At 73.2% G+C, this 23,176-nt stretch carries 19 protein-coding genes; 10 read left to right on the top strand and 9 right to left on the bottom strand.

Going from position 1 to position 23,176, the window contains the following annotated elements; genetic code table 11:
* Position 1: 1 nt before the first annotated feature.
* The 5 genes from AB0F40_RS22725 to AB0F40_RS22705 all read left to right on the top strand — a co-directional run bounded on the left by AB0F40_RS22725 (position 2) and on the right by AB0F40_RS22705 (position 8,620).
* Positions 2–4,411, top strand: coding sequence for an FtsK/SpoIIIE domain-containing protein (locus tag AB0F40_RS22725; protein ID WP_357473042.1), 4,410 nt, complete (start codon positions 2–4; stop codon positions 4,409–4,411).
* A gap of 38 nt (positions 4,412–4,449) precedes the next feature.
* The gene (locus AB0F40_RS22720) at positions 4,450–5,481 is read left to right on the top strand and encodes a hypothetical protein (protein ID WP_357473039.1); all 1,032 of its coding nucleotides are present in this window, start codon (positions 4,450–4,452) and stop codon (positions 5,479–5,481) included.
* A gap of 140 nt (positions 5,482–5,621) precedes the next feature.
* Complete coding sequence (locus AB0F40_RS22715; protein WP_357473036.1) at positions 5,622–6,098, top strand: hypothetical protein; 477 nt, start codon at positions 5,622–5,624, stop codon at positions 6,096–6,098.
* Positions 6,047–7,108 carry a DUF222 domain-containing protein gene (locus tag AB0F40_RS22710; protein ID WP_357473033.1) on the top strand — a complete coding sequence of 354 codons (1,062 nt, stop codon included), beginning with the start codon at positions 6,047–6,049 and terminating at the stop codon, positions 7,106–7,108. The genes AB0F40_RS22715 and AB0F40_RS22710 overlap by 52 nt, the downstream gene beginning before the upstream one ends.
* 111 nt (positions 7,109–7,219) lie before the next feature.
* A complete protein-coding gene (locus AB0F40_RS22705; RefSeq protein WP_357473031.1) occupies positions 7,220–8,620 on the top strand; it encodes a family 43 glycosylhydrolase in 1,401 nt (466 codons plus the stop codon).
* A gap of 78 nt (positions 8,621–8,698) precedes the next feature.
* Here AB0F40_RS22705 and AB0F40_RS22700 read toward each other — a convergent pair whose 3' ends face one another.
* From AB0F40_RS22700 to AB0F40_RS22685, 4 genes are read right to left on the bottom strand one after another with little or no spacing between them, the layout of a single operon-like run.
* Positions 8,699–10,198, bottom strand: coding sequence for a lipase maturation factor family protein (locus tag AB0F40_RS22700; protein WP_357473028.1), 1,500 nt, complete (start codon positions 10,196–10,198; stop codon positions 8,699–8,701).
* Positions 10,199–10,223: 25 nt separating this feature from the next.
* Positions 10,224–11,180, bottom strand: a complete 957-nt coding sequence (locus AB0F40_RS22695) for a TIGR03885 family FMN-dependent LLM class oxidoreductase (protein WP_357473025.1) — start codon at positions 11,178–11,180, stop codon at positions 10,224–10,226.
* On the bottom strand, positions 11,177–12,898 hold the full coding sequence (locus tag AB0F40_RS22690) for an alpha-amylase family protein (protein WP_357473023.1): 1,722 nt from the start codon (positions 12,896–12,898) through the stop codon (positions 11,177–11,179). Before AB0F40_RS22690 ends, AB0F40_RS22695 begins: the two co-directional genes overlap by 4 nt.
* Before the next feature lie 7 nt (positions 12,899–12,905).
* The gene (locus tag AB0F40_RS22685) at positions 12,906–13,184 is read right to left on the bottom strand and encodes a hypothetical protein (RefSeq protein WP_357473020.1); all 279 of its coding nucleotides are present in this window, start codon (positions 13,182–13,184) and stop codon (positions 12,906–12,908) included.
* A 256-nt stretch (positions 13,185–13,440) separates the two neighbouring features.
* Between AB0F40_RS22685 and AB0F40_RS22680 the strand changes: the two genes are divergently transcribed.
* Positions 13,441–14,085: a cytochrome b/b6 domain-containing protein gene (locus AB0F40_RS22680; protein WP_357473017.1), complete on the top strand. Its 645-nt coding sequence runs from the start codon at positions 13,441–13,443 to the stop codon at positions 14,083–14,085.
* Between the two features lie 73 nt (positions 14,086–14,158).
* Here AB0F40_RS22680 and AB0F40_RS22675 read toward each other — a convergent pair whose 3' ends face one another.
* The 5 genes from AB0F40_RS22675 to AB0F40_RS22655 all read right to left on the bottom strand — a co-directional run bounded on the left by AB0F40_RS22675 (position 14,159) and on the right by AB0F40_RS22655 (position 19,000).
* Positions 14,159–15,616 (bottom strand): HAMP domain-containing sensor histidine kinase, encoded by a 1,458-nt coding sequence (locus AB0F40_RS22675; protein ID WP_357473015.1) that lies wholly within the window; start codon positions 15,614–15,616, stop codon positions 14,159–14,161.
* Between the two features lie 32 nt (positions 15,617–15,648).
* Entirely contained in the window at positions 15,649–16,377 is a 729-nt protein-coding gene (locus AB0F40_RS22670) for a response regulator transcription factor (protein WP_357473012.1), read from the bottom strand.
* A 76-nt stretch (positions 16,378–16,453) separates the two neighbouring features.
* Positions 16,454–16,900 carry a hypothetical protein gene (locus AB0F40_RS22665; RefSeq protein WP_357473009.1) on the bottom strand — a complete coding sequence of 149 codons (447 nt, stop codon included), beginning with the start codon at positions 16,898–16,900 and terminating at the stop codon, positions 16,454–16,456.
* 369 nt (positions 16,901–17,269) lie between these two features.
* Positions 17,270–18,229, bottom strand: a complete 960-nt coding sequence (locus AB0F40_RS22660; protein WP_357473005.1) for an ATP-binding cassette domain-containing protein — start codon at positions 18,227–18,229, stop codon at positions 17,270–17,272.
* 132 nt (positions 18,230–18,361) lie between these two features.
* The gene (locus AB0F40_RS22655) at positions 18,362–19,000 is read right to left on the bottom strand and encodes a DUF488 domain-containing protein (protein ID WP_357473002.1); all 639 of its coding nucleotides are present in this window, start codon (positions 18,998–19,000) and stop codon (positions 18,362–18,364) included.
* Positions 19,001–19,153: 153 nt separating this feature from the next.
* Here AB0F40_RS22655 and AB0F40_RS22650 point away from each other — a divergent pair, with 153 nt between their 5' ends.
* From AB0F40_RS22650 to AB0F40_RS22635, 4 genes are all read left to right on the top strand, one after another.
* The gene (locus AB0F40_RS22650; protein WP_357472999.1) at positions 19,154–20,119 is read left to right on the top strand and encodes a type II CAAX endopeptidase family protein; all 966 of its coding nucleotides are present in this window, start codon (positions 19,154–19,156) and stop codon (positions 20,117–20,119) included.
* Positions 20,116–21,483: a histidine kinase gene (locus AB0F40_RS22645; protein WP_357472996.1), complete on the top strand. Its 1,368-nt coding sequence runs from the start codon at positions 20,116–20,118 to the stop codon at positions 21,481–21,483. The genes AB0F40_RS22650 and AB0F40_RS22645 overlap by 4 nt, the downstream gene beginning before the upstream one ends.
* On the top strand, positions 21,480–22,151 hold the full coding sequence (locus tag AB0F40_RS22640) for a response regulator transcription factor (protein ID WP_357472993.1): 672 nt from the start codon (positions 21,480–21,482) through the stop codon (positions 22,149–22,151). The genes AB0F40_RS22645 and AB0F40_RS22640 overlap by 4 nt, the downstream gene beginning before the upstream one ends.
* A 99-nt stretch (positions 22,152–22,250) precedes the next feature.
* On the top strand, positions 22,251–23,176 hold a 926-nt coding region (locus AB0F40_RS22635; protein ID WP_357472990.1), incomplete at its 3' end, for an aminoglycoside phosphotransferase family protein.

Below are 23,176 nucleotides of genomic sequence, written 5' to 3'. Positions count from 1 at the left end.
CGTGCAGGCCCTGATCACCGCGCGGCACGGTTCGCGTGAAGCACTGCTGTCGCTGGACCTGGACGAGCGCACCACGGCGGAGGACCTGGCCGAGCGGCTCGCCGCCGAGGTGGGCGCGCCCCGGGGCAGCACGATATACCTGGACGGCCGGCCGGTGCCCACCCGCTCCGGCGTGGGCGACGACGTGCTCGTGGCCGGCTCGGGCGTCCGGGACGGCGCCGTCGTCACGTTCGCCGCCGACCCGGTCCGGGCGAACGGCGTCACGGGCGGCCCGGTCGACCTGTGCGTCACGGGCGGGACGGGCACCGGCGCCGTCGTCCGCCTCGGGGTCGGCGAGTCCACGGTGCAGGTGGGGCCGGACGGCCGCGTCCGGGTGGACGAGCCGCGCGAGGGCGGGCTGGCCACCATCGCCGTCGTCGTCGCGCTGGACGGCGCGGTGCGGGTACGGCGTGTGCCGGACCCCCGGTCCGCCGCGCGGCCGGTCCACCTGGACCGGCTGGAGGACCCGCTGGGCGAGGACGAGGCACCCTGGGCCACTGGCACGCAGCTCCGCATCGGCGGCTGCGTCCTCACGGTCCAGCCCGCCACGCGGCCCGACGCCGACCTGCGTCCTGCCGCCCAGCCCGGCCACCTGGACTACAACCGGCCGCCACGGCTGCTGCCGCCCATGCCCGCCACACACTTCCGCCTGCCCGCCGAGCCGGCACCGCCCATGCGCAACCCGCTGCCGTGGCTCGCGATGGCCATGCCAGCGGTGCTGGGCGTGACCATGGCTTTCGTCTTCCAGTCCCCCTACTACCTGATGTTCGCGCTGGCGTCGCCGCTGATGGGCCTCGGGAACTGGTGGATGCAGAAGCGCAACGGCGTCACCACCCACAAGGACCGCCTGAAGGAGCACGCCGAGGAGCGCGCCGCTCTCGAGGAGGAGGTGCTCGACGCCGTGCGGCGGGAGCAGCACCGGCGGCGGCTGTCGAGCCCAGGCGCCGGCGAGCTGCGGCTCATCGCGACCACCCCGACCCGCCGCCTCTGGGAGCGACGCAGCACCGACGGTGACCACCTGGTCGTCCGGCTGGGCCTCGCTGACGCGACCAGCCGCGTCGAGGTGGAGGACAGCGCGGAGCCCGAGCACCGCCGCAAGACCCGGGCGACCGTCCGGTCGGTCCCGGTCACGGTGCCGCTGCGCGAGGCGGGGGTCGTGGGGCTGGCGGGCCCGGGGGACTGGCCGCGCCGTCGGGCACGCTGGATGGTGGGCCAGCTCGGGGTGCTGCAGAGCCCCCGCGACGTCCAGATCTACGTCCTGACCAGCTCGGAGCACGTGCAGGAATGGGCATGGGCGGCCTGGCTGCCGCACGCCCGCCCGTCGTTCGGACAGGGGGCGGTGGCCCTGGTCGGGACCACCACGGAGACGCTGTCGGCGCGCGTGGCCGAGCTGAGCTCGCTGATCACCCAACGCCGCGCCGCGATGGACGCGTCGAGCGGCACGGTGATGTCCGGTCCGCAGGTGGTGGTGGTGCTCGACGGCGCCCGCCGGCTGCGCGCGCTGCCCGGCGTGGTGTCCATCCTGCGCGACGGCCCCGGCGTCGGCGTGAGCGTGGTGTGCCTGGACGGCGACGAGCAGCTCCTGCCGGAGGAGTGCACGGCCGTCGCGCTCGCCCGGGTCGACGGCGGGATGACGCTGCGCAGGCAGGACGCCGACGACCTGCGGACCGTGCTGGTCGACGAGGTGGGCGACGACTGGTTCGAGCCCGTCGCCCGCGCAGTCGCCGCTGTGCACGACGTGACCGCCACCGAGGGTGCGGGCCTGATCCCGGACTCGGCCCGGCTCGTCGAGGTGCTCGGCATCGAGGACGTGGACGCAGAGCAGATGGTCGCCCGGTGGCGCGGGGTGTCGAAGGGCAGCACCGCCGCGGTGGTGGGCGTCTCGCTGGACGGGCCGTTCACGCTCGACCTGGTGCGCGACGGGCCGCACGCCCTGGTCGGCGGCACCACGGGGTCGGGCAAGTCGGAGTTCCTGCAGACCGTCGTCGCGTCGCTCGCGGTCGTGAACACGCCGGAGACCATGAACTTCGTGCTCGTCGACTACAAGGGCGGCGCCGCGTTCAGCCAGTGCGAGCAGCTTCCGCACACGGTCGGGATGGTGACGGACCTCGACTCCCACCTCGTGGAGCGTGCTCTCGACTCGCTGCGTGCCGAGCTCACCTACCGCGAGCACGTGCTCGCCGACGCCGGCGCGAAGGACCTGGAGGACTACCTCGACGCGCAGGCCCGCGGGCACGTCGGGCCGACGCTGCCGCGCCTGATGATCGTGATCGACGAGTTCGCCTCGATGGCGCGCGAGCTGCCGGACTTCGTCGCCGGCCTGGTCAACATCGCGCAGCGCGGCCGCTCGCTCGGCATCCACCTGATCCTCGCGACCCAGCGCCCCTCCGGCGTGGTCTCCCCGGAGATCCGCGCCAACACCAACCTGCGCGTGGCCCTCCGGATGACGGACAAGGGCGAGTCGAAAGACGTCATCGACGCAGGGGAGGCCGCGGAGATCGCCAAGTCGCAGCCCGGCAGGGCCTACGCCCGGCTCGGGCACGCGTCGGTGATCCCGTTCCAGTCCGCGCGGGTGGGTGGACGGCGCCTGTCCCTGTCCGACGTCGGGCAGGTGGAGCCGCCGTTCATCGCGCGCGTGCCGGTGGCGGACCTGGGCGCACCACCGCCCAGCCGCCCCAAGGCCCGGCGCCGCGAGGACGTCGAGACCGACCTGGCCGCGCTCGTCGACACGCTGCGCGAGGCGGCCCAGGTGGGTGGCTGGCCCGTCCCACGGCGGCCGTGGCTGCCGGCGCTCCCCGACCTGCTCCCGCTCTCCGGCGTGGCTCAGCCGGCCACCGGACCGGGCGGGGAGCCGGCGTTCGCGTGGGCGGTGGAGGACTCGCCGGCCGACCAGCGGCAGGGACCCGCCGTGATCGACCTGGACGGCTTCGGCCACCGTTACGTGATCGGCGCACCCGGCAGCGGACGCTCCACCACGCTGCGCACGACGGCGTTCGCCGCCGCGACGGCCATGCCGGTCGCCGACCTGCACCTGTACGCGATCGACTGCGGCAACGGGGCGCTGACGGTGCTGAACGAGCTGCCGCACACGGGCGCCGTCGTGCAGCGCGGGCAGGCCGAACGGGTCAGCCGCCTGCTCACGCGCCTCCAGTCGGAGCTCGGCCGGCGTCAGCAGGTGCTCGCGGCCGGGAACTTCGCCAGCGTCACCGAGCAGCGGGAGCTCGCGGAGCCAGGAACGGGTCTCGCGCGGGTCCTGGTGCTGATCGACCGCTGGGAGAGCTTCATGAGCAGCTACGGGGAGGCCGACAACGGCACCCTGGTCGAGATCGTCCAGGAGCTGCTGCGCGACGGCGCGAGCGCGGGCATCCACCTGCTGATCTCCGGTGACCGCACCCTGCTGTCCAGCCGGATGAGCGTGCTGACCGACGACGCGCTCGTGCTGCGCCTCACCGACCGGCTCGACTACGGCATGGCCGGCATCAACCACAAGAAGCTCCCGGAGGAGATCCCGCCCGGCAGGGCCTTCCGGTCGGGCAGCGCGCTCGAGGTCCAGGTCGCGATCCTCGGGGACGACCCGGCGGGCCGCGCCCAGACGAGCGCCGCCCGCCGGATCGCCGCCGGGATCCAGGAACGGGAGGACGTCGTACCGGGAACCGGCCCGTTCCGCGTGGACGACCTGCCGTCGACGATCACCGTGGACGCCGCCTACCAGTACGTCGGGCGGGAAGGGGCCCGGCCGCTGTGGGCGCTGCTCGGCGTCGGCGGCGACGACCTGGCGGCGTTCGGCATGGACCTCGCTAACGACGCACCCGCCTTCCTGGTGGCCGGGCCGTCCCGGTCCGGCCGGTCCACGATGCTCGCGGTCATGACCGAGTCCCTGCTGCGTGGTGGCACCCAGGTGGTGGTGCTGGCGCCGCGGCCGAGCATCCTGCGCGACTTCGAGGGCCGGGACGGCGTGCGCGCCGTCCTCACGGATCCCGAGGTCACCCAGGAGGACCTCGCGCCGCACCTCGACCCGGACGGCACGCCAGTGGTCCTGGTGGTGGACGACGGCGAGCAGGTGACCGACGCCCCGGCCAAGACCTGGCTGCGCGCCTACCTGCGCTCGGCCGCCGACAACCAGCGCGGCCTGATCCTCGGCGGTGACGCCTCCGAGGTCGCCGGCGGGTTCTCCGGCTGGCAGGTCGACGTCAAGAAGTACCGCAGGGGAGCTCTGCTCAGCCCGCAGGACCGGTTCGACGGCGACCTGGTCGGCGTGAGCCTGCCGCGCTCAGCGGTCACGACACAGGTCAGTCCGGGCAAGGCGCTGGTGCACCTCGGGTCGGGGGAGGTCGCGACGGTGCTGGTGCCGACGCTGCTGCCGACGCTGTAGGGCGGGCGTGGCGGGCGTCGTCGTGCCACCGTAGGAGCGTGCCTGCGCAGGACCCGACAGACCTCGACACCGTCGTCGACGCGCTCTACGCGCGGCCCCTCGACGAGTTCATCGCTGCCCGGGACGCCGCCGTCCGGCAGGTCGCGGACGGCGGCGACCGGATCGGCGCCGAGCGGGTCAAGCGCCTGCCCAAACCGTCCGTGGCTGCCTGGGTGATCAACCGGGTGGCCCGCGACCACCCCGAGGAGATCGAGGCGCTCGCGGACCTCGGCGACGAGCTGCGGGCCGCGACCCAGGACCGCGACCGTGGCCGTCTCCGGGCCCTCGACCACCTGCGGCGGGAGCGCACCGAGGCGCTGGTCCGCACCGTCCGGGAGGCCGGCGAGGTGGGCGGGCGGACCGTCTCGTCCGCGGTGCTGGACCGACTGACGGAGACGCTCACCGCGGCGGTCATGGACCCGGACGCCGCCGTGGTGGTCCGGGCGGGACGTCTCTCGCGGGCGCTGCAGCACGTCGGCTTCGGAATCGTGGACGAGCAGGGCGAGGACGCGGACCTCGTGGCACTCCACCCTGCGGGGTCGGACGGCGGGCAGCGCTCCGCGAGGGGAGCGAGAGCCGAGGGGGCGGCGGAGGCCGGGAAGTCGTCGGCCGGCAAGCCGACGGCTGGGAAGTCGTCGGCCGGCAAGCCGACAGCTGGGAAGTCGTCGAGAGCCGGCAAGTCGTCGGGCGCCGCCGAGCAGGCTGGATCCGACCTCGCCGCCGCCGAGCAGGCGGTCGAGGAGTCCTCCGCGCTCGTCGACCGCCTGGAGGCCCGCCGCGACGACGTCCGCGAGCGGCTGCGGACCGCGGACGCTGCGATCGAGCGCGGGGAGGGCGAGCTGGAACGCCTGGACGAGGAGCTCGAGCGCCTCACCGCCGAGCGGGACGAGACGCGTCAGGTGCTCGACGACGCACGCGAGGCCGCTGACGAGGCGCGCACGGACCTGACCGCCGTCGAGGACGACCTCGACGATGCCGTGGAGCGCGCGGCTGAGGCCCGCCGCCGGCGTCGGGAGGCCCGCGGGCGGTGACGCCGCGGCAGTGGTGCGTGGTGGTCCGGTCACGAACGGGTTATCCACAGATTTGAGAACCGGCGTGCGACACGCACGGATGTTCGAGATGATGGTGACATCGAGAGATCGGATACCTAGGCGTGAGGAGGTGATGACCGGTGCGGCAGTCGACCAGCGGCGGGATCTCCGGTGCCGTACCTCCCGGCGCACTCGAGGAGGTGCTCGGCCGGATCGAGAGCGCGGTCGGCGACCTCGCCGACCTGGTCGGTCCGGAGGCGCTCGAGGGGTGGGCCGCACCGAGCGTCGCGCGGCTGGCCGAGGCGCACACGAGGATCCGTCGGATGACCGGGCGGCTGGACGGGGTGCGGTACACCCTGTTGCCGCGCATCGAGGACGAGGGTTCGTGGCGGTCGGGCGGGATGTCACGCACCTTCACATCGTGGCTGCGTATGCGCGAAGGCGTGGCCGCGGCCACAGCGCGCAAGGATGTGACCACCCGCGCGCCGTCTGGCCACCGCACTTCCCGCCACGCGGGAGCGGCTCGTCTCCGGAGCGCTGGGGGCTGGTCCTGCGGGAGGCCGGTGTGCTCAACGCCGACCAGTTCCGTACGGTGGCGCGCCGGTTCGCCACGGTGACGGACCCGGACAGCGACGACGTCGAGGACGACAAGGCCGCCGAGGGCGAGTTCCTGGACCTGGCCAGGACGTTCGGTGGGTATCACGTCGCGGGCTTCCTGACCGACGAGCACGGGCTGCTGCTGACCACCGCGGTCAATGCGGTGATGGGCGCGCCCGCTGCCGAGGACGGCAGGACCCCGGGCCAGCGCCGTGCGCAGGGGCTGGCCGACGTGGTCCGCCTGGTCCTGGACGCGAACGAGGCCTCGCCGGGCGCCGCGATCGCGCCGCACCTGAACGTGACGGTGTCCTGGACCGAGCTGGTCACCCAGGCTGCCCGCAGCCGTGACGGGCTCTGCCTCACCTGCGGTCAGACGGTTCCCGGCGGACCTGCCGTTGCGGTCGTCGATCACGCAGGCGGTGGCGGCGGGGTGGGTGGGGCGGCGTCCGCTCCGTCGAGCCTGCTGTCGGCCGGAGGCCCCGTGTTCACCGAGACCGGTGGCCGGGTGCCGCGGGCGCTGCTGCGGCGTCTGGCCTGCGACAGCGTGATCACCCGGATCGTGTTCGGGCCGGACGGTGCCGTGCTCGACGTCGGGCGCGCGCAGCGCACGGTGACCGGGCAGATGCGGCGCGCGGTGATCGCCCGTGACAAGCACTGTGTCTTCCCGGGCTGCGACCAGCCGGCGTCGCGCTGCGAGGTTCATCATGCGGTGCGGCACTGGGCAGACGGCGGCAGCACCTCCGTCGCCAACAGCGCACTGTTGTGCTGGCACCATCATCAGCTCGTGGACACCAGAGGCATCGTCATGCACTGGGCCGGCAAGCCCGCGGCCGACGACGGCGCGGGAACCCTGCTGGAGACGGGGTGGGCCTTCACCGACGTCCGCGGCCATCGCATCCGCCTGCCCGAGGCCGTCGAACGCGCGCAGGCCTCGGGCGACGCGCGCTCGTTGGACGACGCGCGCTCGTCGGGCGACGCCGGCTTGCTGGACAGCGCCCGCCCGCTGGACCCACCGGGCGCGGCCGCATGACCGGCCCCGTTCACGAACCTTTCTGTCGCGTCTTGAGCGTCGAAATGACTGTGGTTAGCGTCCCTCTCGACGCGGGGCACCGGCGCCGCGCGTGGAAGGAGAACGCCTGAGATGACTGGCTTAGAGAACGAGTTCCCTGTCGACCGGCGGGCGGTCCTGGCGGGTGCCGCAGGCCTCGCCGGCTCGCTGGCGCTGGGGTGGACGCAGCCTGCGGCGGCGGCTGCCACCGGTGACCCGGGCGCCGCGGCCGCTGGCGGTCCGGGCGCGGCCGCCGCGGGCGCTCCCCGCCGCAACCCCGCGAGCTACCCGGACAACTGGCCCGACCCGGGGCCCTACGGGGCCGCGGACACCCGGCTGGACCTGTGGCCACGCGAGGACAACTCCTTCATCCTGCCGCTGGAGCTGCGCCCGCGTGACGAGGAGCGCGGCCAGGTCTGGATCCGGGACACGTACGTGAACTGCTTCGTCGTCGACGGGCGACCCGTCTACGTCGCGACGGGGACCACCCGCGTGCCGGGTCGCCCAGCGGCCGGCCCGTGGAACGACGGCATCTTCATGTGGGTGGCCAGCTCGCTGCGGGGACCGTGGAAGCTGGTCGACACGACCGGCATCCGGCCCGGCGCGGAGCAGGGCAAGGTGTGGTCGCCCGAGTTCGTGGACGAGAACCGGCCCGGGCGCACTGTCGTGGCACCGTGGCAGGAGTACTGGTACGACGACGGGCAGTTCGGCAAGCGCGGCAACGTCTGGGCTCCCGAGGTGCACTACTTCCGCGGCACCTGGTACATCGTCGCCTGCATGGGCGACCACTCCCGCAAGGTCGGCTCGTTCATGCTCGTGAGCGAGGGCGGCGTCGAGGGCCCGTACCGGCTCATCGAGGGCAACCTCGACAAGCCGTTCGGTGAGTCGTTCATTGGCGGGCCGCGCTTCATCGAGCCGGGCGCCTACCACCACATCGACGGCAGCCTCTTCTCCGAGGGCGACGACGCGTGGCTGGTGCTGCACAACGACCTCTACGCGAAGTTCCGGGACGACATGGAGGACATCGTCCCGACCACCGACCTGCTGAGGTTCCAGCAGACGCCGTATACGCCCGAGCCGTATCTGGAGGGTGCGTACGTGTTCAAGCACGGCGGCAAGTACTACCTCTCGCACGCCGCCTGGGACCGCGCGTCGACCAACTCCGACGGGAGCGCGCGGAACGCCTACGACCCGCCCGGACCCGGTCGTGTGCAGTACCAGTACGACCTCGTGGTCGCCGTGTCGGACTCCTTCGAGGGCCCGTACACCGAGCGCTGGACCGCTGGTGTGGGAGCCGGCCACAACAACATCTTCCTCGACCGCAGCGGCAAGCCCTGGGCGACGTTCTTCCGCAACCCGGCTCAGGGTTACTGGGCCGATCCGTCACGCATCGACGACGCCGCCGTCGCAGGCGTCGTGCAGCTGGAGTGGACCGGGCCGGAAGGCAACCGCCTGTACGTCCAGCGCCGCAACGGCGGCGACACCCGGCCGTAGTCCGGCCCGCAGGACGCGCCCCCGCTGGTCGAGCCCCCCGCTCGACCAGCGAAGGGGCACGCTCGCGGCCAAGAGCCCTCAGCTGCCGGGCAGGCGCACCGGGTCGACGGCGAGCTGGAGCCGCTCCCGCACCCACCAGTCCCCGGTGCGCTGTCGTTCCTCGGGTGTGGTGTACCGGTAGCGGTGCAGGACCGCTCGGACGGTGCGGGGACGCCGGCCGTCGAACGGGTCGCGCCGCAGCAGGCGCAGGGTCGCGGGGTCGGCCTCGAGCAGCCGGCGCAGGAACACGGTGAACCACCTGGCGGAGTGGCCGAGCGGAAGGAACCACATGAGCCAGTCCAGGCGCAGGTGGTAGGGCGCCACCTGCGGTGGTCGCCGGCCTGGTGGTCCGGGCTTGCCCCGGAACTCGTACTCGACCCAGTCGTCGGGGCCGGGCTCCGTGGAGAGCGTGCCCTCCACGGTGATCTCGTCGCGGTGCCGGGTGACCGACCCGAATGCGCCGTACGCGTTGACCAGCCGGAACGGCTCGAAGCTCGCGTTCATGCGCTGCCCGCGTGACACGAGGTTCAGCGCCGGCCGCACCGACAGCACGAGGAGCGCCAGCGCCACGGCACCGACCACGAGCACGAAGGACAGCGGCGTCGGCGGTGAGTAGCCACCGGAGGCAGCGGGGCCACCGGAGGCAGCTGAGGTCGCCGCGGCGCCGTCGGGCAGCCCGAGCAGACCGCCCAGCCAGGCCCACGTGCCGTCGTCGATCACGCCCAGGGCGAGGACGATGGTCGCCCAGTTGAGCCACGCGAAGTTGCCGGTCAGCACGAGCCAGCCCTGGGTGAGGACGAACACCGCGCCGGCGACGGACGGCAACGGCTGGGGCAGGAAGAGGAGCCACGGCACCAGCAGCTGGCTGACGTGCGTGCCCACCACCTCGAACCGGTGCCACCAGCGCGGCAAATGGTGCGCGTGCCAGGAGAACGGGCCGGGCAGCGGCTGGGTCTCGTGGTGGTAGTCGAGGGCGGTCAGGTCGCGCCAGGCGGTGTCGCCACGCCACTTGATCAGTCCGGCGCCGAACTCCAGGCGGAACAGCAGCCAGCGCACCGCGACGATCATCAGAAAGGGCACCGGCACGGCGCCGGACCCCAGGAACGCGACCAGCAGACCCGCCTCGCACAGCAGGGTCTCCCAGCCGAACGAGTAGAAGGTCTGCCCGACGTTGACCACCGACAGGTAGAGCCACCACAGCGTGAGGAACACCAGCACTGGCGCCCACCAGGGCCCGGCCTGCGGTAGCCCGACGACGACGCTCGCGCCCAGCAGCATGCCGCACCAGGCGACTGCCACCAGCAGCCGGTCCGAGTAGTGCCACCGGAACAGGGAGGGCCCGTCGCGCCAGTGCGTGCGTGCGACGAACGCGGCGACCGGCTGGAGGCCGCGCTCTCCGAGCAGCGGGCGGAACTGCCGCAGCGCACCCCAGAACGCGAGCGCGTACAGCGCGCCGAAGCCGCGCTGGAGCAGCGTGCGCGCCACGTCGTAGTCCGCGCTCGTCCACCAGCCCAGCCAGTCGGGCAGGGTGCCTGCCATATGACCACGTTATCCGGCTGCCGGCTCAGCGCAGCGCCGGCAGGACGTGCGCGCCGAACGCCTCGACGAACGCGTCCTGCCGGCGTCCCACATGGTGCAGGTAGAGGCGGTCGGCGCCGGCGTCGCGCAGCTCCGCCAGGCGCGCCGTCAGCTCGCCGAGGTCCGCGGAGACCAGGACCGTACGCCGGACGTCCGAGATGCCGACGTCCCGGGCGCGGGCGTCGAACTCGGCGGTCGTCGCGGTGTCCGCGGCGGTCTCGGGCGAGCCGGTGTTGGTACGCCACTGGTCGAGTGCTACCGCCTCCGCCTCGGCCAGGTCGGGGGCCCACGAGAGGTGCACCTGGACCATGACCTCGCCGGCGCCGCCCGCCTCCCGATACGCCTCGACGATCTGACGCAGGTCCGCGACGGGCTGGTTGACGGTGATCAGGCCGTCCGCCCAGGCGGCATGCCGGGCGGCCGTGGCCGCCGTCAGCGCGGGGCACAGGAGCGGGGGCACGACCTCCGGCAGCGTCCACAGGCGTGCCTGGTGCGCGACCACCAGGCCGCTGTGGTCCACCTCCTCCCCGCGCAGCAGCGCACGGATCACCTGGACGCACTCGGCCAGCCGGGCGTCCCGGTCGGCCTTCGGGGGCCACGGGTCACCGGTCACGTGCTCGTTGAGGTTCTCGCCCGAGCCGAGGGCCACCCAGAACCGGCCGGGGAACATCGCCCCGAGGGTGGCCACGGCCTGCGCGACGACCACCGGGTGATAGCGCTGACCGGGCGCGCACACGGTGCCGTAGGACAGGTCGGTGCCGGCCAGCGCGGCCCCGAGCCACGGCCACGCGAGGCTGGACTCGCCCTGCCGTTCGCTCCACGGGGCGAGGTGGTCGGAGCACATCGCCGCGTCGAAGCCCGCGTTCTGCGCGAGCCGGGCGACGCGCAGCCCCTCGCCTGGAGGGAGCTGCTCGTGGGAGACGTGGAAGCCGACGACCGTCACGCGCCGCTCCCGCCGCCCTCGCTGCCCCTGCCGTCGCGAGAGCTGCCAGAGCTGCCAGAGCTGCCCGCGCTGCCCGCCTCGCCGTCGATCGTGCGGCGCAACCACCGGTAGCCGTACCCGGCGAGGGCGATCTTGCCGTCGGTCTCCACCTGCGGATAGTCCTGGTCCACGTGCACGTCGACGTAACGCGCAGCGCCCGCGCGCAGGGCGGCGATCTCGTCGGCGGGCAGGGTCGCCTCGACCTCCTCGTCCGCGAGGTTGGTGAGCAGCAGGACGCTGGACTCCTCGACCTGGTATCGCAGCGCCAGGACGGACGGCGCCCCCACGTCCCACGGATCGGGCCGGGCCCGGCCCAGCTCGCTGATGCCCAGCCGGGCCCGCACCAGGCCACCGACCCGGTGCAGCAGCGAGCCCGCACGTACGTTCTGCTCGTCCACGCTCACGTGGTCGGGGCCGAACGGGCCGGTGATCACGGGCGCCTGGAACTGGTCCTGCGGGGCACGGGAGAAGCCGGCGGACGGCGTCGTCGACCACTGCATCGGCGTGCGGACGGCCTCCCGCTCCGGCAGGTCGAGGTTGTCACCCATCCCGATCTCGTCGCCGTACCGCAGCACCGGCGGCCCGGGCAGCGAGAGCAGGACCGCGTGCGCAAGTGCGATGCGGCGCGCGTCACCGCCGAGCATCGGGGCCGGACGACGCCGGATGCCCCGGTCGTAGATGCGCATCGACTCGTCGGGGGCGAAGGCGTCGAGCACCTCCTGCCGCTCGTCCTCGGTGAGCCGCTCCAGGTCGAGCTCGTCGTTGTTGCGCAGCCAGTGCGCGTACGTCGACCCGGGCGGCGGCGCGGGCTGGGCGCGCAGGGCCCGCTCCAGCGGCTCAGCCTGGCCACGGGCCAGGGCGAGGAAGACGTGGTTGTTCGACCAGAAGTCGAGCAGCATCGTCATCCCGTGCTCGCCGTCGGCCCCGAAGTAGTCGGCATAGCGATCCGGCTCGACGTCCACCTCGCCGAGCAGCACCGCGCCGGTGCGCTGCGCGGACACCGCTGCGCGCAGGTCACGCACGAGCCACTGCCCGTCCGTGTCCGGGCGGGCGGCCATGGCACGCTCGAGCATCAGGGGGACCGCGTCCACCCGGAATCCCGAGACGCCCATGCGCAGCCAGAACGACACGATCCGGTGCAGCTCGTCACGCACCCGGGGGTTGTCGAGCGCCAGGTCCGGCTCGTGCGCGTAGAACGCGTGCCGGTAGAACTGCTGCGCCTCCTCGTCCCAGGTCCACGTGTCCGGTTCCACGTCGGGGAACATCGGCTTGATGTCGGTGCGCGGCTCGTCGGACCAGAGGTAGTAGTCGCGGTACGGCGAGCTCCGGTCGCGCCGCGCCTCCTGGAACCACGGGTGCTGGTCCGAGGTGTGCTGCGTGATCAGCTCGACGAGCACGTGCAGGCCGAGGTCGTCGGCGGTCTCCAGGAGCCGCGCCACGTCGGCGAGGTCGCCGAGGCGTGGGTCGACGGCGAGGTGGTCGACGACGTCGTAGCCGCCGTCGCGGAACGGCGACTCGTAGAACGGCAGCAGCCACACGCAGGTGGCGCCGAGCCCGCGCAGATAGTGCAGGCGCTCGATGACGCCCGGCAGGTCGCCCCAGCCGTCGTCGTCCGAGTCGACGAACAGGCGGGGGTCGAGCTGGTAGATGACCGCGTCGGTGAACCAGGAGGAGCGCATCGCCACCTCAGCTCTCCGGCTGCGCGACGTCGTCGGTCCGGGGGTTCTCCTTCGTGGGGTTCTCCGTCCTGGGATTCATCGAGTCCGGGTCCGAGTCGGGATCAGAGTCCGGGTCGTAGGTCTGGTCGTCGGTCCGGCCGTAGTGCTGATCGACGTCGTCACCGGTGGCTCGCGAGGTCGAGGCGCTGTGCTCGCTCCTGCCGGCGGCCGCGCCGGTGCGCGGGTTGAGCTGGTCCGGGTCGGCGTCGGGGTCCTCGGCAGGGTCGTAGCCGGGCTGGTCGGTCATCGTCGTCTCCTGTCCGGTAGGGCGTGGCCGGTGCTGGACCGCTCGGCCCTTCTCGCACCGTGTCACGGGACCGGGTGGCTCGCACTCCACGCCGGCCGCGCCCCGTCCCCCGTGGTAGGCGGCCCGGCCGAGCCATCCGGCGTGGTCGGTAGAACGTCAGGAGATCGGCATTCCGAGCTACCGATCTCCTGACGTTCTACCGACCACACCGGTTGCTGGGTGGACGGCGCAGGCCCGGTGCGGTGAGGTTGCGGGCATGAGGTGGCGCAACGACGGGCACGGGTACGGCATCGTCACGAAGGTCCTGCACTGGTCGACGGTCGGGTTGCTGCTCGCCCAGCTCGCCGTCGGGTACGTGATGGACGACGAGGCGGATCCGGCGGACGTCGACTGCGACCTGGTGGGCGAGCAGCTCGGAGGCGGCCGCACCTCCGACGCCGAGGAGGAACGGCTCGACCGCGCCGAGGAGGAGTGCGAGCAGGTGGCGGAGGCCCGGGAGGAGGACGCGGACGACGCCGTCGGCGCCGCGTGGTCGGACCTGTGGGCGGGCGACCTGATGGGCGGCGAGCTGACCCTTCCCGGGTGGCACGTGCTCCTGGGGCTGGCGATCGTGGCGGTGGGCGTCCTGCGCGTGGTGTGGCGCAGGACGACGCCGCTGCCACCCTGGGACGACCGGCTCACCGAGACCGACCGCGTGGTGCTGCACCGGGCCGAGCGCGTCCTGCTCGCGCTGCTCTTCGTCGTCCCGGCGACGGGGATCGCGCTGGTGGTCGGCAGCAGCGACCTCGTCCCGCTCCACGTCGCAGCGCACCTGTGCTTCTATGCCGCGCTCGTGGTGCACGTCGGCGTCGTCGTACGACGCCGGGTCGTGGGCCGGATGCTGTGGGGGAGGGCCGGGTGAGCGGCAGCCGGGAGACGCGTCTGGTCGTGCTGCGTGGGCCGTCCGGGGCCGGTAAGAGGCCCACCTCAGACTCTCAGGCTCGATCCGCACCCGACAGCGGCAGCGTCAGCCGGAAGCAGGCGCCCTCGCCGAGGCCGGTCGCCAGCTCGACGTCGCCGCCGTGCGCCCGCGCGATCGACCGCACGATGGCGAGCCCCAGCCCCGCGCCGGCCCCGCCCTGGCCGACGACATGACGGTTCCGGGAGCGGTCGGCCCGGTAGAAGCGGTCGAAGGCGCGCTCCGCCTGCTCTGCGCTCATCCCCGGCCCCTCGTCCGCCACCTCGAGGACGGCGCGGCCGCCCGCCGTGCCGACGCCGATCCGGACGGGAGTTCCCGGCGGGGTGTGGGCTACGGCGTTCCCCACGAGGTTCGTGACGACCTGCCGCAGCCGGGCCTCGTCGGCGCGGACCGGGGAGGGACCAGCCGGCCCGTCGCCACCCGGTCCGGTGAGCTCGACCGCGCGGGTGGCGTCGAGAGCTCGCACGTCGAGCCGGCCGTCGCTCGCCAGCGTGCGCAGGTCCATCGGCGTCCGGTCGAGCTGCTCGGGCGCCTCGTCCAGCTGGGCGAGGACCAGCAGGTCCTCGGTGAGCGCGGCCAGCCGGGTGGCCTCGCGGTTGATCCGGCGCATCGCGTCGTCGACGTCGGCCCGGTCGGGCAGCGCGCCCATCTGGTAGAGCTCGGTGGAACCCTTGATGCCGAAGAGCGGGGTGCGCAGCTCGTGGCTGACGTCCCAGACGAAGTCGCGCATCCGTGTCTCGGACGCGGCCCGGTCGGCGAAGGCCTGTTCGAGCTGGCCGAGCATGGTGTTCAACGAGCCGCCGAGGTGGCCGATCTCGGTCTCGGGAGGTGCGAGGTCGGGCACACGCCGGGTGAGGTCGCCGCCGGCGATCGCGGCCGCCGTGTGCTCGATCTGGCGCAGCGGCCCCAGGCCGCGGCCGAGGGCGAGCCAGCCGACCGCCGTCAGCAGCACGAGCAGCACGCCGCCGCTGAGCACGCTGCTGCGCCGGAGCGCGTCGATGGTGGCCTGGCTCTCGGCGAGCGGCGCGGCCGCGATCACGGTTCCGTCCCGTCCGTGGGTCGGCCGGGCCGCGGCGCGCCACCTCTCGGCGCCGTCCGCGCCCGGGAGACCGACGACCTCGCCGTCGGTCGGGACGGTACGCAGCTCATCGAGTGTCGGCAGGGTGTCGTCGTCGAGCCCGGCGGAGCGGAGGTCCTGGTCCACCTGGCCCTCGGCGTCCAGGTACACCAGGTACGGGGCGCCGAGCAGGTCGAGCGCGGGCCCGAAGAGCTCGCCGGCCGCGTCGAGCTCCAGGGGCACGCGCGGGGAGGCGCGCGAGACGAGGTCCGTGAAGGACTGCAGCTGGCCGTCGATGCGGTCGAGCTGGTAGCGCTCCAGGTGCTCGGAGAGCAGCGCGCTGATGAGGCTCAGCCCCGCCAGGAGCAGGCCGGCGGTGATCAGCAGGAGCCGGACACGCAGGGAGAACCGCCGCAAGGAGAACCTCCGCAGGGACGACCGCGGCGGCCTCACTGCCGCGGCTCCCGCATCACGTAGCCCACCCCGTGCACGGTGTGGAGGAGCTTGGGCTCCTCGTTGTCCACCTTGCGCCGCAGGTAGGAGATGTACGTGTCGACGATGCTGGCGTCGCCGCCGAAGTCGTAGCTCCACACCCGGTCGAGGATCTGTGCCTTGGACACCACGTGTCCCGCGTTCTCCATCAGATAGCGGAGCAGCCGGAACTCGGTGGGCGAGACCCGGACGGGCCGCCCGGACCGGGTCACCTGGTGCCCTTCCGCGTCGAGCGCGAGCGTGCCCACCGTCAGCACGTCGGCAGGTTGCTCGGCGGTGCGCCGCAGGATGGCGCGGATCCGGGCGATCAGCTCCTCCAGGTCGAACGGCTTGGTCACGTAGTCGTCGGCGCCGAGGGACAGCCCGGTGACCTTGTCGGCCTGGCGGCCCCGCGCCGTGAGGAAGAGGACGGGCACCGGGCGGCCGCGTCCGCCCAGGTGCTGCTCGCGCAGCCGCCGGACCACCTCGAAGCCGTCCATGTCCGGCAGCATGACGTCGAGCAGGACCAGGTCGGGCGGCTCCGCGCGCGCCGCGGCCACCGCCGCACCGGCGGTGGCCGCCGACGACACCTCGAACCCGGCGAACCGCAGGGTCGCGGAGAGCAGCTCGCGGACCGTGTCCTCGTCGTCGACCACCAGCAGACGCTGGGCGCCTGTCGGCGGCTTTGTCCCACCTGTTCGCTCCACGTCGATCAGAGTACGGACAGAGTACGGAGGTCACAGGCGTGACCGGCGGACGAATCGCCCTCCGCGGCGCGGGGCATCACACGTCGCGGCGCCGGAAGAGCACGAACGCGACCGTCAGCACCGCCGCGACCCCGAGGCACATCCCGCCCAGGTTCAGCCAGGGGTACGGGTAGTCGGGGTTCGGGAGGGTGGTGAAGACCGCTGCGGCGCCCATGGTCGGCCAGAAGTCCAGGATGCCCGCGAGCCACGAGGGGAACAGGCCGGCGAACCCGGGGACCAGGAAGACGATGGCCACCAGAGCGACGAGCGCGCCCGCCGTCGCGCGCAGGATCGTGCCGAGGCCGACCGCGAGCAGCGCGATCGCCGTCAGATAGGCGCCGCCACCCAGCACGGCGGAGAGGACCCCCGGGTCGCCGAGGCTCGCGTTCGGCACGCCCTGCGCGGCGAGCATGGTCTGCCCGAGAAAGAACGAGGTGAACATGAGGGCCTGTCCCGCCACCACCGCGACGCCGGTGAGCAGCACCGCCTTGGCGGCCAGCAGCCGGTGCCTGCGGGGGTGTGGCGGCCAGCGACGTCTGGATCAGGCCGGTCGCGTACTCCGAGGTGACGACCAGGATGCCCAGCACACCGATGATCAGCTGGGCGACGATGTACGTCGTCAGGCTCTGGTTGGTCGGGTCCCAGTCCGCCTGCTCCGCGGCGGTCAGGTTCGCGTACTCCACGCCGACGGCGCCCATGCCGAGGGCGGTGATGCCCAGCCCGGCGAAGCCGAGGCAGGCCAGGGTGTACCAGGTGGACCGCAGGCTGCGGAACTTGATCCACTCGGCGTGGAGGGTCCGGGAGAAGGGGACCGCGGTGGCGGCGGTGGGTGCGGTGGGTGCGGTGGGTGCGGTCATGAGGTGGCTCCCAGGTACTCGAGGCTGTCCTTGGTCAGTTCCATGAAGGCGTCCTCCAGCGAGGCCTGCTGCGGGGAGAGCTCGCTGAGGACGACGGAGTGGTAGGCGGCGAGCTTGCCGATCTCCCCGGCGGCCAGGTCCGAGACGACGAGCGAGGACTCGGACCCGTCGCGCACGGTGGCCCCGGCGGTCGTGAGCAGGCGTGCGAAGACGTCCGGCTCCGAGCAGCGGACGAGCACCGTGCCCTCGCCGTTGGCCGCCATGAAGTCGGTCATGCTGGTGTCCGCGATCAGCTTGCCCCGGCCGATGACGACGAGGTGGTCGGCGGTCTGCGCCATCTCGCTCATCAGGTGGCTGGAGACCAGGACCGCCCGGCCCTCGTGGGCCAGGGAACGCATGAAACCCCGGATCCACCGGATGCCCTCGGGGTCGAGGCCGTTCACCGGCTCGTCGAAGATCAGCACCTGGGGGTCGCCGAGCAGGGCCGCCGCGATCCCGAGGCGCTGTCGCATGCCGAGCGAGAACCCTCCGGCGTGCTTGCCGGCCACGCTCGTCAGGCCGGTCCGTTCGAGCGCCGCGCCGACCCTGCTCGCCGGCAGGCCGTTGCTCGCCGTCAGCGCCAGGAGGTGATCGTGGGCGGTCCGGCTGCCGTGGACGGCGCCGGCGTCGAGCAGCGCACCCACGTGGGTCAGGGGCACGGGCAGGTCGCGATAGTGGCGGCCGCTGATCGTGACCGAACCGTGCGTCGGCGAGGCCAGGCCCATGATGATCTTCATGGTCGTGGACTTGCCGGCGCCGTTCGGGCCGAGGAACCCGGTCACGTGGCCGGGCTCGACGGTGAACGACAGGTCGTCCACCACGGTGTCCGGTCCGTACCGCTTGGTCAGTCCTTGTACGTCGATCCTGTTCGCGTCGATCCTGTTCGCGTCGGTTCTGTTCATGTCGGTTCTGTTCATGCGGCAGACCCTGCCGGGCCGCGCTGGCCGCGTTCTGGGGACCTCTGTGAGATTCCGGTGAGTCGCGCCCGCGCCACGGCAGGCGTCGGCCCCCGGGGCGCACGGGCTCACAGGAAACCCCGAGAACCCGGCCTACCGACCGTCAGCGGCGTCCTGCGCCGGGTAGGTCACGTTCGTCTCCGCGTCCACCGACGGCGCCGCGCCCCACCGGCCGAGCTCGTGGCGACGGGGCGAGGCACCGACGATCAGGTGCCAGACGGTCCAGCCTCGTGCGGCGAAGGTGTTGGCGATGAGCAGTCGGTGGCAGCGCCAGGGCATCGGCTCGCCGCAGAGGACCGCGACCCGCTGGTCCTGCGCCAGCTTCGTCAGGCGTTCGACGCCCTGCCGGTACTGGGCGTCGAGGGTGTAGTCGGCGTAGTTCTTGAAGCTCGCGTTCTGCCAGCCCGCATTGATGTCCGGATCCACCTGCTGCTTGCGGCGCCGACCGCCCAGCTCGGGCAGGTGGAGGTAGCCGATGTCGGCGCGCGCCAGCCACCGCGGCATCCGGTCCTGGTCGAAATGGGGAGTGCGCCGCGAGCCGGGCTGCGCCCGGACATCGGCGATCAGCTCGATCCCCTGCTCGTCGAGCGGCCGCAGGAACTCCGGCTCCGGGCACGTCCAGTGGCCGATCGTCCACAGCTCGGCGGATCTCGACGTCTCCGACGTCGTCAACGGCATCCCCTCCGATCCGGCGAGTCGCGGGTGGGCACGGGCCTGCCTCCACCATGGCATGCCGACATCACGGTATGCCGACATCACGGTATGCAGAGCGGGTCTCCATCCTTCGATGCAGGTCCGGAGGTTCGATCGTTTGCCCGGCGCGGGTACCGGGGCCCCGCTCCTAGCGTCGTCTCACGTCAGCCCACCACGACGGAACGAGTCGACATGAGCCTCACCACCCACGGCCCGGCCCCGGCGCCCGACCCGGTCCCGGCCCCGGCCTCGGCCCCGGCTAAGTTCGGCCTGCGCGCCCTCATCAAGCGGCGCCCCATCACCGTGTTCTTCGTGCTCGCCAACCTGGCGAGCTGGATCGCCTGGACCCCGTACGTCCTCTCGCAGCACGGTCTGGGCCTGCTCGACATCTCCTTCCCCGGCGGTGCCCTGGGCTCGCAGCTGCTGGGCGTGCTCCCGGGCGCCTACCTCGGCCCTATCGCGTCCGCGTTCCTGGTCACGGCGGTCGCCGACGGCCGCGCCGGGCTGCGCGAGTGGGCCGGACGGCTCTGGCGCTGGCGCGTCTCCTGGCGCTGGTACGCCGGGATCCTGCTCGGCGTTCCGGCGGTGTTCGTGATCTCGACGGTGTTCGTCGGTGGTGAGGCGCAGGTGCCACCCGTGCTGGTCCTGGCTGCCTACGTGCCGGGCCTGCTGCTCCAGATGATCACCACCGGCCTGGCCGAGGAGCCGGGCTGGCGCGACTTCGCCCTGCCCCGCCTGCAGCGCAAGGTCGGCCCGCTCGGGACGGCCGCGATCGTCGGCCCGCTCTGGGGCGTGTGGCACCTGCCGCTGTTCCTCACCGAGTGGGGTGGCTACCCGGAGGCCGCCTGGTACCGCCCGATCGAGTTCGTGGTCGTCTGCATCATGTTCAACATCGTCATGATGTGGGTCTTCAACCGGACCGGCCAGAGCCTCCCGATGGCCATGCTGTTCCACGTCAGCATCAACAACTTCGCCTCGGTAGTGTGGAGCAGCGTCTTCCCCGGCCTGCACGGGGACTACATCCAGCACGCGCTGCTGCTCGGGTCCTCCGTAGCGGCCGGGATCCTCCTCGTGGCCACGCGGGGACGGCTCGGCTACCACCGGGAGCCCACCCTCCACGACGTCCGGCCCGAACCGGTAGCACCAGGGAGATCATGAAGACGTCGCGGACCGACGGGACCAACGAGCACGGGACCAACGAGCACGGGGCCGACGAGCACGGGGCCGGCGAGCACGGGGCCGACGACGGTCAGGCCGCGGCGCTCGCCGTGGCCGTCGGCTGCTGGGTGGGCGCGTCGGCGCTGCTGATCGGCGTCGGGCACGCGGCGGCGGCCGACCCGGCGGGCGACATCGTCACGCCGGACTTCGGGCAGCCGGCCTGGTGGTGGGCCCTGGCGGTCCTGTCGCTCCAGGCCGGTGCGCTCCTCTGGCGGCGCCGTCGTCCCCGCACGACGCTGGTCGCCGTCGCGTGCGCCGTGCCCGCCCTGGCCTGGCTGGGGGCCGGCGACGCCACGAGCTTCGGCGCACTGGCGGTGCTCGTGGCCTCCTACTCCGCCACGGTGCACGGCGGGGTCCGCCGGGCGGGCCCTTCCCTGCTGGCCGCCGTGGGTGCGGTCTGGGTCGGCAGCTCGGTGAGCCATCTGGCCGTCGGTACGTCGGCAGGGCCGGCGTGGAGCAGCGGGTTCCTCCAGGCGGTGGCCACGGTCGGTCTGCCTGCGGTCGTCGCGGTCATCGTCCAGGCACGGCGGGACGCGCGGGCGGCCGAGGCGGACCGGCTCGCCGCGCTGGGGCGCGAGCACGAGGCGCTGGTCCAGGTGGCGGTCTCGCGGGAGCGGATGGCGATGGCGCGCGAGCTGCACGACATCGCCGCTCATCATCTGACCGGCATCGCCGTCATGACCGGCGCCATGGAGCGGCAGATCGACGTCGCCCCGGCCGACGCCAAGGTCGCCGTCCGCCACGTCCGTGCGCAGAGCACGGAGATGCTGCGCGAGATGCGCGCCCTGGTGGGCCTCCTGCGCGACCCCGGAGCAGGACCGGACATGGCGCCGGAAGCCCGCGTCGAGTCGCTCGCGGGCGTCCCCGCGCTCGTCGAGGCGGCCGTCGTCGCGGGCCGGGACGTCACGCTGTCGGTCCGTGGAGCGCGCGACGGGAGCCCGCTGGGCGACGGCGTCGGACCGCTGGCCCAGCTCGCCGCCTACCGCACCGTGCAGGAGTGCCTGTCCAATGCCGCGCGGCACGCTCCGGGCGCTCCCTGCGAGGTGGACCTCGACCTGCGTGACCCCGCGCTGGTGGTCCTCACGGTCCGGAACGGCGCACCCCGTGCGGCGGTGTCGTCACCGGGACGGAGCGGGTTCGGCCTGGTCGGGATGCGGGAACGGGCCGAGCTGACCGACGCACGGCTGCGGTACGGCCCCACCGACGACGGCGGCTGGCTCGTGTCCTTGACGATCCCCGCGGAACCGGCCACGGTAACGACCGATGCCGAACCCGGCGCAGACCCTGAGGAGATCCCCGAATGATCAAGGTAGTCGTAGCGGACGACCAGCCGCTCGTCCGTGCGGGGCTGACGGCGATGCTGGACGTCGAGCCGGACATCGAGGTGATCGCCACCGCGCAGGACGGCACGGATGCGGTCGAGGCCGCCCGCCGGCTGCGTCCCGACGTGGTCTGCATGGACATCCGGATGCCGGGTCAGGACGGGATCTCGGCGACCCGGCAGCTGTGCGGACCCGGCGTCGCCGATCCGATCCCCGTGCTCGTCCTGACCACGTTCGACATCGACGACTACGTCTTCGGCGCCCTGGAGGCCGGCGCGTCCGGTTTCCTTCTCAAGGACGCGGAGCCAGCGGTGCTCGTCGCGGCGGTCCGGTCGGTCGCCGCAGGGCACGGGACGCTCGACAACTCGATCACCAAGCGGGTGCTGCGCGAGGTCGTCACGCGGCGTCGTACCCAGCCGGTCACCGCCGCGCGCGCCGCCGACCTGCTGACCGCCCGCGAGCTCGACATCCTGCTCCGCCTGGCCGAAGGGCTGTCCAACGAGGAGATCGCGGCTGCCCTGTTCCTGGAGGTGTCGACGGTGAAGTCCCACCTCGCGCGGATGATGCCCAAGCTGGGCGTCCGGTCGCGGCTGCAGGCAGCGGTCTGGGCCTACCAGAACGGTGTGGCCCAGACCGGCGCGGGAGGCTGACCGCTGCGACGTCAGCCGGCGCTGCTGCTGGCGGGCGCGCGGCCGCTCTGGGAGCCTGGCCCGGTGCCGGCCGCCCGGGCCGCGCGGAACGGAGCACGCGTGACCTCGGACTTCCGCACCGTCCCCGGCTGGTTCGCGGCCCGTACCGTCCAGCGGGAGGAGGCGGCCGGGCGGGAGTGGATCGGCAGGCTCCCGGGAGTGGTCGGGCGGCTCCTGCGCGAGTGGGAGCTCACGCTCGCGGGCCCGCCCGTCGCCGGGAACGTGGCGCTGGTGTGGGAGGCGCGGCGCCGGGACGGTGCGCCCTGCATGCTGAAGGTGGGCTGGCTCGACGCGGAGACCAGGAACGAGGCCGAGGCGCTACGCCGGTGGGACGGTCAGGGCGCTGTGCGGCTCATCGAGTCGTGCTCCGACGCGGGGGCCCTCCTGCTCGAGCGGCTCGACGCGGGGACGAGCCTGACGTCCGCCCCGATGAGCACGGCCGTCGACGTCGCCGCCGGGCTGCTCAACCTGCTGCACGTCCCGGAGTGGTCGGGATTCGACGACGCGCTGGAGCTGGAATCGAGGGTGCAGGCGCCGGGCGCCACCTACGGGGAGCGCATCCGCGAGCTCCGGCCCGCCGTCGAGCAGGCCTTCCGGAACGCCCCGCACGTGCTGCTCCACGGCGACTTCCACTACGAGAACGTGCTCCGCTCGGGGCCCGCGTGGCGGGCGATCGACCCCAAGCCGTCGCACGGGCCCGGCGAGTGGGATCTCGTGCCGCTGCTGCGGAACCGCTTCGCGGAGTACGCGGGCGGGTCTGGTCTGCTGCCGGCTATCCGGGACCGCCTCGACGCCCTGATCGCGGCGACCGGGTCGGACCCCGGCCGGGCGTACCTGTTCGCACGGTACCGGGCGCTCAGGGACGCGGACTACGCCCGACGGACCGCCGACACCGGGTTCGAGGAGGTCCCGGATAGCCGGCAGCAGACCAGACCCGCCCGCGTACTCCGCGAAGCGGTTCCGCAGCAGCGGCACGAGATCCCACT

The sequence above is a fragment of the Promicromonospora sp. NPDC023987 genome (genome assembly GCF_040639055.1).
Lineage (GTDB): Bacteria > Actinomycetota > Actinomycetes > Actinomycetales > Cellulomonadaceae > Promicromonospora.
This window is presented reverse-complemented; position numbering and strand designations above follow the sequence as displayed.